9 protein-coding genes are annotated in these 12,544 nt (G+C 40.3%); 4 read left to right on the top strand and 5 right to left on the bottom strand.

The annotated features are described in order from the left end of the window. Positions 1-14: 14 nt before the first annotated feature. Both B4Z47_RS22665 and B4Z47_RS22660 read right to left on the bottom strand, forming a co-directional pair. Complete coding sequence (locus B4Z47_RS22665; protein ID WP_286727944.1) at positions 15-2,456, bottom strand: sensor histidine kinase; 2,442 nt, start codon at positions 2,454-2,456, stop codon at positions 15-17. Between the two features lie 92 nt (positions 2,457-2,548). Beyond that, positions 2,549-2,953 carry a helix-turn-helix domain-containing protein gene (locus B4Z47_RS22660; RefSeq protein ID WP_286727943.1) on the bottom strand — a complete coding sequence of 135 codons (405 nt, stop codon included), beginning with the start codon at positions 2,951-2,953 and terminating at the stop codon, positions 2,549-2,551. 656 nt (positions 2,954-3,609) lie between these two features. Here B4Z47_RS22660 and B4Z47_RS22655 point away from each other — a divergent pair. The 4 genes from B4Z47_RS22655 to B4Z47_RS22640 all read left to right on the top strand — a co-directional run bounded on the left by B4Z47_RS22655 (position 3,610) and on the right by B4Z47_RS22640 (position 10,047). After that, positions 3,610-3,984: a hypothetical protein gene (locus tag B4Z47_RS22655; RefSeq protein ID WP_159332766.1), complete on the top strand. Its 375-nt coding sequence runs from the start codon at positions 3,610-3,612 to the stop codon at positions 3,982-3,984. 152 nt (positions 3,985-4,136) lie between these two features. Further along, on the top strand, positions 4,137-5,519 hold the full coding sequence (locus B4Z47_RS22650; protein ID WP_286727942.1) for a TlpA family protein disulfide reductase: 1,383 nt from the start codon (positions 4,137-4,139) through the stop codon (positions 5,517-5,519). Beyond that, positions 5,506-8,676, top strand: coding sequence for a SusC/RagA family TonB-linked outer membrane protein (locus B4Z47_RS22645; protein ID WP_286727940.1), 3,171 nt, complete (start codon positions 5,506-5,508; stop codon positions 8,674-8,676). The genes B4Z47_RS22650 and B4Z47_RS22645 overlap by 14 nt, the downstream gene beginning before the upstream one ends. An 18-nt stretch (positions 8,677-8,694) precedes the next feature. After that, the gene (locus B4Z47_RS22640; protein WP_286727938.1) at positions 8,695-10,047 is read left to right on the top strand and encodes a RagB/SusD family nutrient uptake outer membrane protein; all 1,353 of its coding nucleotides are present in this window, start codon (positions 8,695-8,697) and stop codon (positions 10,045-10,047) included. 1 nt (position 10,048) lies between these two features. Here B4Z47_RS22640 and B4Z47_RS22635 read toward each other — a convergent pair whose 3' ends face one another. From B4Z47_RS22635 to B4Z47_RS22625, 3 genes are all read right to left on the bottom strand, one after another. Continuing rightward, positions 10,049-10,375 (bottom strand): hypothetical protein, encoded by a 327-nt coding sequence (locus B4Z47_RS22635; protein ID WP_286727937.1) that lies wholly within the window; start codon positions 10,373-10,375, stop codon positions 10,049-10,051. Between the two features lie 145 nt (positions 10,376-10,520). Further along, positions 10,521-11,099 carry a hypothetical protein gene (locus tag B4Z47_RS22630; protein WP_286727935.1) on the bottom strand — a complete coding sequence of 193 codons (579 nt, stop codon included), beginning with the start codon at positions 11,097-11,099 and terminating at the stop codon, positions 10,521-10,523. A 5-nt stretch (positions 11,100-11,104) separates the two neighbouring features. Beyond that, a complete protein-coding gene (locus B4Z47_RS22625; protein WP_286727934.1) occupies positions 11,105-12,244 on the bottom strand; it encodes a hypothetical protein in 1,140 nt (379 codons plus the stop codon). Positions 12,245-12,544 lie beyond the last annotated feature (300 nt).

The raw sequence follows: 12,544 nt of genomic DNA, 5'->3' as shown, positions 1-12,544 counted from the left end.
TGTTAATTTTTTATTTAATCTTTTCTTAATGGAAGATAAATTCCTAATTTGAACCCATCTTCAATCTGTAAAATCTCCATCTTCCCATCGTATTCTTCGATAATTGATTTAGCTAAATACATTCCAATTCCAGTCCCAATTTTATTACCTCTTTTATCAACTTTAGATGTTTCAAATGCAATAAATATGTCTTCCGGTTTTTTCTTAAAATCTTCTGCTAAACCAGCTCCATTGTCACCAAAAATTATAACGATGAAATCGTCCTTATAATCAAGCACGATATTGACTTGTCTTTTTTCACCATCTTTTCGTCTTTTAAAGGAGTCAAGTGAGTTTATTAAAAGATTGTTAAAAATAGTATCGAAATCAATTGTAAATGCTCTGATTTTTTTTGGAGAATTTAAGTTGTTGTGGATTTTTAAAGAGATTTTTCTCCTGTTTAGTGCACTTCTCCAGTTATCATAAAATGATTTAAAATACTCAGTTAAATCCAAATTTGTTCTTTTCCTTTTGTCTTTCTTTAGTGCTGATAAAGAGTAATCTAGCCAATGCTTAATTTGAATATCTTGATCTCTCATATAATTAAGCATCGTGAAAGGATTTTTTTCAGATGGTAAAGCATTCAGAATAGCGTAATCACAGTTAGTTTCTAGAACCTTTTTTAAATCTTCAGTACGAGAAATTAATAATGTCCTTAAACTTCTTAGTTCATGAGCAAAAGTAGCAACTATTAGACCGGTACCTGATAAACTCCGTAATAATCTAATTTCATTATCTTTTTCTTCAATTTCTTCTTTTTGAATTTGATAAGTGCTTGCTAAAGCAATCTCGGCGTCGCTAGGTACTTTATTCTTTTCATTGGGAGTAAGTATACCGTTTTCGTCAGGAGTAGAAGGATTTTGGGGTAAGTTTTGATTTTCAATCGGTCCTTCATTTTTTTTTGCTTCTTCTAAAATTCTATTAGCTTCTTCTTCCGCTTTTATTCGATCTTGTTCCGCTTTATTTCGAGCTTTATGAAGCTGGGAAAAGGAGTACATTATGATATTCCGATCTCTTTCAAATTCGTTAATAATACCAATTAGTAACGATTTAAATAGATCAAAAACTTCATTCTCTTGAATTCCCTCACGACCAGATTTGTCTTGAAATGATAAGTTAGTTAATCTTGATATATGAACTGTTCCTGAAATCTGATTTGGGCGAATGCGATAGGCACCTAGTCGTTGTCCAGCTCCTTGCGGACTCTGCGCTTGTCTTTCTCCAAGTTTTAGCCAATCTTGTCCATATTCTCCGTAAGGTCGAATTCGAAAGTCGTCTCTAAATATTTTTATTCCACCGAATTTCTTAAGCCATGCTCGACGATTTGAACTATTGAAATCTTTATAAGGAAATTTCTTTACATCAGAATCACTTTTGTCGTCACTTTTTGAGTTTTTGAGATAATAAAATGAAAAGCTGAACCCTCCTGTTTTTTTTAAGAGATTATGAGTGTCGATTTCTTTTAAACCTTTGACAAGTTCACTAAGATTTATTTTATAGGAAAATCTTTTTTTCTTAAATGTTTCAAAATCGAATGGAAAATTAGTCATTTCCTTTAATGAGAACACTTCTTTATAATTTTTCTCTACTAAATCGTTGTCAAGTTCATTCCTTTCAACATCTATTTGAACAATTTGATCTTCATTGTTTTCAAAAGTGGCAGAAACTTTATAATCATAATCATCATAATATGCACCCTCGAGTTCACCAAACAGATCAGGATTTGCTTTGGAGAATAATGAAATCGAGAATAAAGGATGCTCTTTGGGAGGAGTTAGTATTTCAAGATTTTCAAATAATTTTGTAATATTTTCAAAATCCCATTCATCTTTTAAATTGCTAATTTTTATTAATGTGCCATTTTTAAAAGTGATGCCATTATTAGAGATATAATTAGATAATTCAGGCAAATCACCAACAAGAGAAAATAGCTTTTTTGTAAGTTCTAGTTCTTTCTCGTTCTCTAAAATAGCTTTAATATCATTTATTGCCGCTCCTTTTTTATTAAAATCACTCCAATCAACTTTCCAGTATAATCCATCATTCGAGTCTTTTGGTAAAGTATACATATCAGTTACCGTCCCTAGTCTGTCAAGAGCAAATCGACCTATTCCTTTTGCACCAGTCTTTATTCTTCCAGAATCTGTTTGATAATCCTCTTCTTTATTGTCAGTACCTATCATCATCCAATTATCTTGGATAATTTCTTGGGTCATTCCATTTCCATTATCAATAATTATTAATGATTGGTTCGCTACATCTGAATCAATGTTGTTAAATACTAGAATAGCATTTTTAGCATCCGCATCATAACAGTTTTTAACTAGTTCAACTACAGCACCCTCGGCGGTAGAAAAGTTTTGCTGCCCTATTAGTTGGGCGGTTCTTGCCGAAACTTTAAATGAAATTTCCCCCATAATATATTAGATATTGTTAGGCTAGATCCAAATTTTTTATAAGAACCTATAAATAATAATGAATTAAGTTTTTGTAAATTATTAAAAAGGCTCTAAGCTTTTTTCAAACTAGCTAACTCTGCTTTCAACTCCTCAACCTGCTTTTTTAGCTCCACAATTCTTTCGTGTTTTTCCTCAAGCAGCTCATCTTTTGATTTAATCTGAGCTTCATATAATCCTTTAATGAATTCTATGTTATTATCATTATAATCGGAGTTAAATAACTGATTTACCTTTTGATTATGGGAGATGTAGTTATTAATTTTTGAATCGAAAAAGTACTCTGGATCAACCTCAAATAATTCACTAAGCGCGACCGCATTATCCCAAGATAATTTATTCTGATCGGACTCTAATTTGGATATAGCGGGTTGAGAGATTCCTAGTTTTGCTGCTAACACGTCTTGACCCCAACCTTTTTGTTCCCTCAATAATCTTATTTTAGTACCAGTTGTCATATTAATAATGTTTATAACCAATTATAACTCAAAGTTATGTATATATAACTGAATGCTATTTGATTGTAGTACAGAAATTTAAATCTTTGTAAAGTTAATTACCAAATATAATAAAAAAAGCAAAAAGACAGATTGTAAAGTAAGATAAAATATAATACATTTGCACCATCTCATACAGGTGGATGCACTTATGAGTCTTGTTAACGAAACGTGAGAAATTTCAAATGGAACAAGGCGATAAGTGGATCAAAACGCCCGTCAGCAATGGCGTGGCGTCCGCTTACTCGTTCCATGGGCTTCTCACGGCCTCGTTGACAGTAGGTTGGATGTCACGCCATTGCCGTCTCTAATACCTGCCGAAAAGACTCGTTACCAATAAAACGAGTTATGAACAAAAAACAACAATCAAAGAACATCATCACAGCCCCCGAGTAGCTCGGCTGGTTTGGCCAAATAAGATTTGGCTTCTCTTTGCCATGGACCGCGTAACGCCAATATTATACACCTGTGTGACCCCTCATTCAAACGCGATCTGGCTCCTAGAATGAATTAATTATTACTAATGTGAACTGAGTAACATCAGGCTCCCAATAAAAAGCTGATTTCGATCGGAGAGGGGATGCTATGTACTTTTGGTTACGATTAATTACTGAAAAATGAACAGGATTTTAGCGCTACAACTTGCTTTTGACATGATGATTTATGATGTCCATAAGGTCGATTATGATCCTATAAAGGAGATTGAAGCATTCTGGAATCACTATGCGCTAGAGACTGTTTCTGCTAATATACTGCAACTGTTGAGCACATATCTTGACGGTGGCGCAGGAGTGAATAGGCTCTTGAAAGATGAGGAAATGCAGGAATTTGCAACTGCGTTGTATCGCATATTGATTGCTTATTGTATCGTCAATCATCGCAATATAGATCTGGGTAAAATGCAGCTGTCAGCAGAATCAAAAGTACGCATCAGAAAAGAGCTAGAATTGAGCAAAAAGGTCGCTGAATTTTTCGGTAGGTTATCGAAATAACCGCCAACAAACAAATTATGAATATCCTGAAATTTTTAGCCTTTTTAAGGGGCTATATAACCTATATATTTCAAGTACCTGTGAAGCACTACTTAAGCACAGATATAGTACTAATTACGCAAAATTTGCGTAAGAAAATTAGACAAGGAAAAATGTACTTTAAAGATACTTCGATCCTGTTAAAAAAGCGCTGTAAGATTAGCGCTCAGAACCTAATAAAAAATGTAAATTCTTCGGGCAGCCTTCGGGTTTTGTTTGAGGATCGTTCGACACTGCGTCGTACCAGCGTCGCCTCTTCTTCGGGAAGGCTTCGACTGTTGTTCGACTGCGCTTCGGGTACGAGTCGAAGCGTACTCGAAGCCCTGCCGAAGCCGAGTCGAAACGCTCCCGAGCCTGTCTCGACCATGTCCCGAAGAAGTCTCGAAGCAGAGCCGAAGGCCAGTCGACGAGGGGGAAAGGCATCACCTTCTTCGGACTTTTGCCTGACCAACTTCGCTCCAGCTTCTGCCTTTCATGCAGTAGGACTTGAGTTTTCATCGGGATCTCATCGGGCCACACCGATCAAAACCCGATGCAGACTCGATGAAAATCCGATGAAATGTAAAAATTCGGCAGGAATTAATCTGGTAATGGTCAACTATAGCTTGGCACAAGAAACACACAAGCTTGACTATAGCGCGACCCTAGGTTCACCCTTGCTAAGCCCTTGTTATACACAAGGACAACTAAACGATTGCACAAGGCCCACACAACAAAAGCGAGCTTTCCAAAAGGTGGGAGATTTTAAATTGACGTATGGAGTAAAATCTGAACGATCTGTTTTAAGGTTCTTTAAGTCGATCTCTAAGGCTTTGGTGTTTCGAGTCAATACTTTGCTTGGATTACTAGGTCCAGTTGTTCAGCGGGCTTTAAAATGCTTTTTATTCGTCGCAGATTATAAGCGTGCCTATCGCATGATTTTGACATGCTTGTTTTTATGTTTAGTTTCTATGTTTAGTTTACCAGCTCAGACGCCCCGCAAGGACAGCGGGGCCGATGGGCTTATTAAAGCGAATCCATTGCTTATCGGTCAGAAGCTGCCCGAAGAATTTTGGGAAAGGGAATACCTCGTCTACAACAATGGCGATACCACCCGGCAGACGCTCGAAGCTTACCGCGGGAAATTATTGGTGTTGGATTTCTGGGCAACATGGTGCGCTATATGTCTGGGACAGATGAAAGAAAAAGATGAGTTGTTCAGCCGTTTTCCCGCTGATGCAAAGCTTATCTATGTCAATCCAACACAAACAAAAGACACCTATACAAATATTGCCAAGATTCAGGATCGACTTGCCGAACGCTCGCTGTCAGGAAAATTCCAGTCCATCATCGAAGAGGATTACCTTCAGCAATTGTTTCCTAACTATATCTACCCCCGGTATGTATGGATAGGGCCACGTGGCGACCTGATCGGATTGACGCTAGCCCTTAGTGTAACAGACGGACATATCAAAGACATGTTGAACTTAATCAATCCAAAAGATGGCAAGAAATAGAATAATCTGGCTTTTGCTGATGCTTTTGGTTGCGGCATCCGCTCGAGCTCAACTAAGCGGAACAGTATTGGATAAAGAATCTGGATTGCCTATTAAGGATGTAAACATCGTAATAAAGGATGCCGCTAAAGCAAAGACGGATAATAGGGGACGGTTCTCAATTGCCGAAAAGATAGGTGGCCAGCAGGTGACTTTTCGACATATCGCTTATCAGGATACGAGCATTTTCGTCAAAGCAGATCGGCAGCATGTTGAGCTGACGGTGTCACTTGCTTTAAAGCATGGGATGATCGATGAAGTGGTTATTAATACAGGTTATCAAAGTATTCCAAAAGATCGTGTGACAGGATCCTTTTCCAGCGTGAGCAAACAGCAGCTTGAACAACAGATAGGCCGCGGTATTACTGGAATGTTGCCTTCATTAGCGAATGGTGTGATGTTGGACAATAACAGTACTTCGGCAAACCGATTGATGGTAAGAAGCTTAAGCACTATTAAAGCCGAAAAGAATCCTTTGGTTGTCGTGGACAACTTTCCTTACGAAGGAAATCTTGATGATATTAACCCGCTAGATATTGAAAATGTCACGGTGCTCAAAGATGCTGCGGCATCAGCGATTTGGGGCGTGCGTGCCGGTAATGGGGTGATCGTGGTAACGACCAAGAAAGGACAATTTAATCAGCGCCAGCGCTTTCGCTTTTCTACAGCGATAAAAACGGGTGCTCCTCCAGATTTGAATAGGTTAGATCTGATGTCGACGCCGGACTTTATCGGGGTGGAAGAATTCCTGTTCAATAAGGGCTATTACAATAGCCGGATTAACAGCAGTGCCATGCTGCCTTTGAGCCCAGTGGTGGAAGCTTTGGACCGGTTGAAAAAGCAGAAAATAAGCCAAGAGGAATATGACAACCTGAAAGCTGGTCTCGTCGGTTTAGATGTACGCGATGAATACCGAAAACATTTTTATAGCAATTCACTCTTTCAGCAATATCACTTACAGGGCAATGGTGGAAGCAGTCAATTTGCTTGGATGTCCTCGCTGGGATACGATAAGGAGGTTGGGTCGACAAAAAATAGAAGTGAGAGGTTGACCTACAAACTCAATAACGCCTTGAAGATCCGTAAGGATATGCTCTTGTCAATGGATCTTAACCTTATCCATTTCAATACGTCGACGGGGATGCCTGCATATGGTGATGTTAAGATGTCAACTTATGAGCTTTATCCTTATGCTACTTTCGCTGATGATCATGGAATTCCTCTTCGCATTGCACAGCGTAACAACGATTATGTGGATCGGATGGCGAAGGAAGGTTATATCCTTGATTGGAACTATTATCCATTGACCGATTACCGTCATCAGGATAACGGTAGTCAACAATGGATTGTGAATTGGAATACGGGGCTTAAATATGATGTCTCTCGATCATTAAGCATTGATCTCAAATATAACCTGATGCTCGATCGTACAGATGGTAAAAATCTGCATGGTCCGGATAGTTATTTTAGCCGTAACCTAGTCAATTCCTTTTCGGAAATTGACCGTTCAACAGGTGTCGTCACCTACCACATACCCAAAGGGGGAGTTCTGGATCAGTCTGTAGCACGACAGACTGCCCACAACGCGAGGTTACAGCTCAATTTTAACCGTACTATAGATGTTCACGGAATCTCGGGGATCTTGGGTTTCGAGGGCCGCATGAATAAGGGGGCAGGGGAGTCATCTCGTTTCTATGGCTATAATCCGACGACCCTTTCCTTTGCGAACGTTGATTATACCTCGCGTTTTCCCGATTTGGCAACAAGTGGACTTAATACGATTCCGAATGGTCAATCTTTGTCGCAGACAGAAGTCCGCTATCTTTCGGTCTTTGCTAATGCAGTCTATTCTTATAAAAACAAGGTTAATCTATCAGGCAGTGTACGGCGTGATGCGACCAACCTTTTTGGACTGCGGACCAATGATAAATGGAACCTGCTTTGGTCTGTAGGCGCAAGCTGGAAAGCGATGGAAAATAAAGGTCAGGTCGATAAGTTAACCATGCGCGCTACTTATGGTTTCAGTGGTAATGTGGATCCGTCTATGGCGTCGGTCAATACGATCCAATATATCGGGAGCAATGTGCTGAACAATTTTCCGATTGCCACATTTGCTTCGTATGCTAATCCCGAATTGAAATGGGAGAGTATAGCGACATTAAATCTGGGGACTGATCTTGTGCTTTGGAAAAATAAGCTCAATCTGACCTTCGATTGGTACGCAAAAAAAGGAAGCGACCTCTACGGGTTGGATGAAATGGATCCCACGGCTGGAATAGGTGCCACGGTCGTGCGCAATTCGGCAAAAATGAAAGCTTCGGGGCTGGATCTTGCCATCGGAGTAAACGCTTTGGAAGGAAGAGATTGGGGGCTTAGGTTTCAGATAAATCTCAGCAGAAGTACCGACAAAGTGGAAAAGTATTATTTGAACAATGCCATTGGACGGAATTTTATCAATGAACGTACGATTGCAGGTATCGTGGGCAAACCTGTCTATTCGCTTTTCGCTTACCCTTGGAAAGGACTTGACACAGACGGAAATCCCATCGGTTATATGGATGGGGTAGAGTCCAAAGATTACCGACAAATATATAATAATACAACGCTGGAAGATATGGTGTACGAAGGGCCGACACTGCCGCGTTGGTTCGGTTCTGCGGGGAGCAGCATTCGATTCAGAAAGCTGACAGTAGACTTTCGTTTGCTCTATAAATTGGGGCATTATATCCGCTCCCGGAGCATAGACTATAGTGCTCTCTTTGCGCAGAATATAACGCATGCAGACTATGAGCTTCGGTGGCAAGAAGCAGGCGATGAAAACAAAACTTCCGTACCCGCAATGATCTATCCGCTAAATACTAATCGGGAAAACTACTACCGCAATGCCTCTGTGCTGATCGAACCTGCTTCGAATATTCGATTACAATATGTCAATCTGCAATACAACTTGGAGAAGATACTGCAGAGCAAGATCGATGCGACCATGTTTTTGAATGTCGAAAATGTGGGACTTTTATGGAAAGCTACAAAGAAGGATTTTGACCCTGAATACGAAAATCGCTTTAATGCAATCAGTCCACCATGGCAGTGGTCCTTTGGATGCCGCATTAGTTTTTAAATGCTTAATGAACTTATCATGAAAAATACAATTATTCTAATTTCCATTTTTATCCTGCTGTTGCTTGGCTCTACCGGTTGTACATCTTTTTTGGATGTTAAATCGGATAGCAAACTGGCAGTTCCCACTTCATTGGAAGATTATCGGGCGCTCATGAACAGTATTAATAATAGCTTGGCTGTTCCCGAAGGTGAAGTAATGTCGGTAGATCATTATCTTCCTGATGATGAATATGATGCTTTGTTTTGTCAAACGGACCGCGACCTTTACCGCTTGGAAGATAGTCCCATGATCCAGGAATGTGATGGTAGTGGAGGTTGGTCTTTGGCCTATGGAAATATATATAGAGCGAATGTTGCCATACATGGTGTGGAAGCATTTGAAAAGGAAAATGGTATCAGCGCTCGTTCAGCTGATGTCAAAGGGCAGGGTTACTTCAATAGAGCAATCAATCTTTATGAACTGGCGCAGGTGTGGTGTGCTGGATTTGATCCTCAGCAGGGGGAAAGTACACTGGGGCTTCCGCTTAAAGTGACCGATGATTTTAACGAAAAGACTGTCCGGGCATCGCTAAAGGCAACCTTTGATCTTATTGTCGAAGATCTGCAAAAAGCAGAGGCGCTATTGCCGGATCAGCAGAGCAATATTTATTGGGCCAGCAAGGTTGCTGCATGGGCCTATTTGGCTCGCGTATATCTTTATATGCAAAATTATGAAAAGGCCAGAGTATACGCTGAAAAATGCATCCAATCAAATTTTAAACTGTTGGATTATCATCAGGTTGACGGTGGAAAGAAATTCCCTTTTAATGTCAATAACAATTCTGAAATCATTTATCCCCGTTTTCTGACAACGGCATATTATTCCATTAGCATCGACGTGAGCTGTATGGATAGTATGCTCTATCAAAGCTATGGGGAGGGAGATTTGAGGAGATCCTTATTCTTTAATAAAAAAGATGACGCCCTTTTATTCCGGGGGGATTATGGCGGCGGCGGCGGTGGTACCTTCTGTGGACCCACGGTTGCTGAAATGTATCTCATCCGGGCGGAATGTGCTGCCCGAACAGGAAAAATCAATGAAGCAAGCAGTACCTTGCAGGAGTTTTTGAGTTATAGGCTTGACAAAATGATCCCAGTGCCTGAGACTACGGTGCTGGATCAGGTTTTATGTGAGCGAAGAAAAGAATTGTTATGGCGTGGTATACGGTTTGGCGATGTAAAGCGCCTCAATAGGTTGGGGGCAGGTATCACATTAAAAAGAACCATTCGGGGAAAAGAATATCTTTTGCCACCGAATGATTCTCGCGCGAACATTTTAATACCTCAGAAAGTGATTGAGCAATCGGGGATTACCCAAAACCCACGTTGAGTTATTTGCTTCTTCGCGAAGGAGCAGCGCTTTGGACAGCTGACAGACTGCCTAGATTATCAAGATGTTCGTCAATACTTTGGTCAGATGGAACATCTAAACTACAAGGAATGTCAGTCGGTTGTCCACATGTAAAACTCGAATTTTGTGATGGACTCCAATTTGTGGGGTCCATTACATTCGTAGATAAATTGGTGGACGGACCATTGTAATAATACGTCGTAGACGCTTTTACTTCAGGTGATACATTTTTCTTCATCACTGCAACTGCCGCATACGTACCGATTGCGAGCATTGCCAAGATTAAAGTGAAGAGTGATGCCTTCACTGCGAATTTATTTTTCATCATAATCGTATGTTTTTGATTATGATACTAAGGTAGACTCGTCAGCAAGGAATTACTATAGCATTAATTCTTATAGTGCGGACATTAATTCCTAACTGTTGAGTTTCTTTTCCTATTTCTGCTGTTTTTATTCCAAGCTAGGATTATTTTTGTTCTGATTGTACCACCTGAGTGTGATTCCCAGAAACTGGGCGATCTGAAGATCGGTGAGTTTAAACCGAATATCAGCATAGCGATGATGAAACCAGCGTATCAATTCTCTGCTGTTTTTTAATCTGAATAAATTTTCCTGCTGCTGGTAATATTTGAGCTCTTGCAGGAGCAGATAATGGAAAAAAGGGATTAGTTCTGTCGCTTGTAAGAGATGTTCAACAGGGATCTCGATGATATTGCCGCCTTCTGGAAAGATAATATTCATTTCGCTACGCTGGAAGGCCAGTAAGCTATCGGTCTTTAAGATAATCTGATCTTCTTGCCAGATACGGGATAGTCGGAATTCCTTGTCAATATGCTCATAGCCCAAAGCATAACCAGTATGGATGAAGCAGATATGTTTGGCGATACCACCTCGCTCGAGGTACACCTCTTTCGGGCTACAGTATTTGACAGTAATCAGCTTGCGTAAGATATTTTCCTGGCTTTCAGTGAGCCTTCTGTAGGATTCTAAATGTTTGATAAGCTTTTGATATGATCCACTATGTTCCATTAATTTTACTTTTTTTGTTGTTGACTACAGACCGTCTCCAGCTTAAGGGCCGCGCGGCCTCGATCGCTTAGAATATAAAATTGATCAAAATCCTGCTCTTCCATCAGCGCGTGAAAATCGATCGTATCGATGCGGTAAAATGCGGATATCCATCCGATCTCCAAGGCAAGTTCAAGTCGCTCTTGCCAAAGTGTGATGTTAAAAAAAGCGGCATCATGTGCTAAGCCATCCTGCGAACGATTGTTTTGAGCACCGAGACAAAGCAAGAGCAATTCTAGCAAGGCGTAGTCATCAATCCGCTCGAGCCAAAGTTGCCGATTTTTACCGTGAAGCTGTTGTCGCAGGAGCGAAAGGTCGTAGCGTTGGAGGATGCTTAGAACAGGGTATCGAGCAAAAGGCTTCAGGGATTTATGGATCAAATCGTGTAGATTAACAATAATAGTGCTGAGCAGATGATACGGTATTTTCTTATAGTTCTGTTTATGGGTATTGGCAATTTTTAGTTTTGCTAGGAAAATTTCAGGCTCATCATTCGCCTTGCTGTTGTTGCAGCTATGACAGCTGAACACAATTTGTCTCGATTCGGGGTGTTTGGAAGCAGGGCGTACATGATCGCGGGTGATCTGACGGCTGGGATCTTGCCGTGAGATGTCCAATGCTGTATTGCAGTAATAGCAAGTCAGACTTGTATTCATCTGCGATGCGTTCGGTTGGATAGAAAGGGGGCTGGACACCGCCTGGTACTTTAATTGAGGGTTTTCAGAGTCCGTTCTCTTGAGGACAGTAAGATCCCGTCCGTTGAGATCAGGCTCCAGATGATCCAGGATGTAAAGAATATTGCTGATGATAGTCTGGATATGCGATACAGCAATATATTTAAATTCCTGTATTTTGTCAAAGCTGGCTTGCAGTATTTCGATAAACTCTTCGGGTTCAAGCCGTGATTTGGCTCTTTGGCAGGTATGGCATACGACAACCCTGATCTTATTGCCGCTTAGTTTCGTCGATGGACGAAATAGGTCATTGCACCGCTGGAGGTTGGTCCAGTTGTTATGGTCACTCAAGTGGCGTTCGCAATAGAAACACTGTTCTATCGAGGAACTATAAAAAGAATGTGCATAAGTTATTCTTAATTTTCTCATCATTTCTTTTGGTCTATAGTCGTATGGCTTTTGTCAAATGGCCTGGATGTAGCTGTTTATCCAATAATTAATTGCGTTATTGTAAAATTATGAAGGTCTTTCGTTGAAGACAAGGTGAAATGTTGGAAAAACAGACGAATGGTAAGTGAGATTGAACTAGAATATTGCTTTGAGGTTGTTTAAGGCGGTTATTTGTGTCTTATGTAAAAATGAGATTATAGCACGAATGGTGGTGCATATTTAAGTACGCAAGCAAAATAAAGCAGGATTCCGTAAATTTTGACGGAATCCTGCAACGCTATT

The sequence above is a fragment of the Sphingobacterium sp. UBA2610 genome (assembly GCF_002339225.1).
Lineage (GTDB): Bacteria > Bacteroidota > Bacteroidia > Sphingobacteriales > Sphingobacteriaceae > Sphingobacterium > Sphingobacterium multivorum.
This window is presented reverse-complemented; position numbering and strand designations above follow the sequence as displayed.

Bases quoted from the DNA above. Each gene is read 5' to 3' on its own strand.
- B4Z47_RS22665 (WP_286727944.1), bottom strand. From the start codon at position 2,456: ATGGGGGAAATTTCATTTAAAGTTTCGGCAAGAACCGCCCAACTAATA.
- B4Z47_RS22660 (WP_286727943.1), bottom strand. From the start codon at position 2,953: ATGACAACTGGTACTAAAATAAGATTATTGAGGGAACAAAAAGGTTGG.
- B4Z47_RS22655 (WP_159332766.1), top strand. From the start codon at position 3,610: ATGAACAGGATTTTAGCGCTACAACTTGCTTTTGACATGATGATTTAT.
- B4Z47_RS22650 (WP_286727942.1), top strand. From the start codon at position 4,137: ATGTACTTTAAAGATACTTCGATCCTGTTAAAAAAGCGCTGTAAGATT.
- B4Z47_RS22645 (WP_286727940.1), top strand. From the start codon at position 5,506: ATGGCAAGAAATAGAATAATCTGGCTTTTGCTGATGCTTTTGGTTGCG.
- B4Z47_RS22640 (WP_286727938.1), top strand. From the start codon at position 8,695: ATGAAAAATACAATTATTCTAATTTCCATTTTTATCCTGCTGTTGCTT.
- B4Z47_RS22630 (WP_286727935.1), bottom strand. From the start codon at position 11,099: ATGGAACATAGTGGATCATATCAAAAGCTTATCAAACATTTAGAATCC.
- B4Z47_RS22625 (WP_286727934.1), bottom strand. From the start codon at position 12,244: ATGATGAGAAAATTAAGAATAACTTATGCACATTCTTTTTATAGTTCC.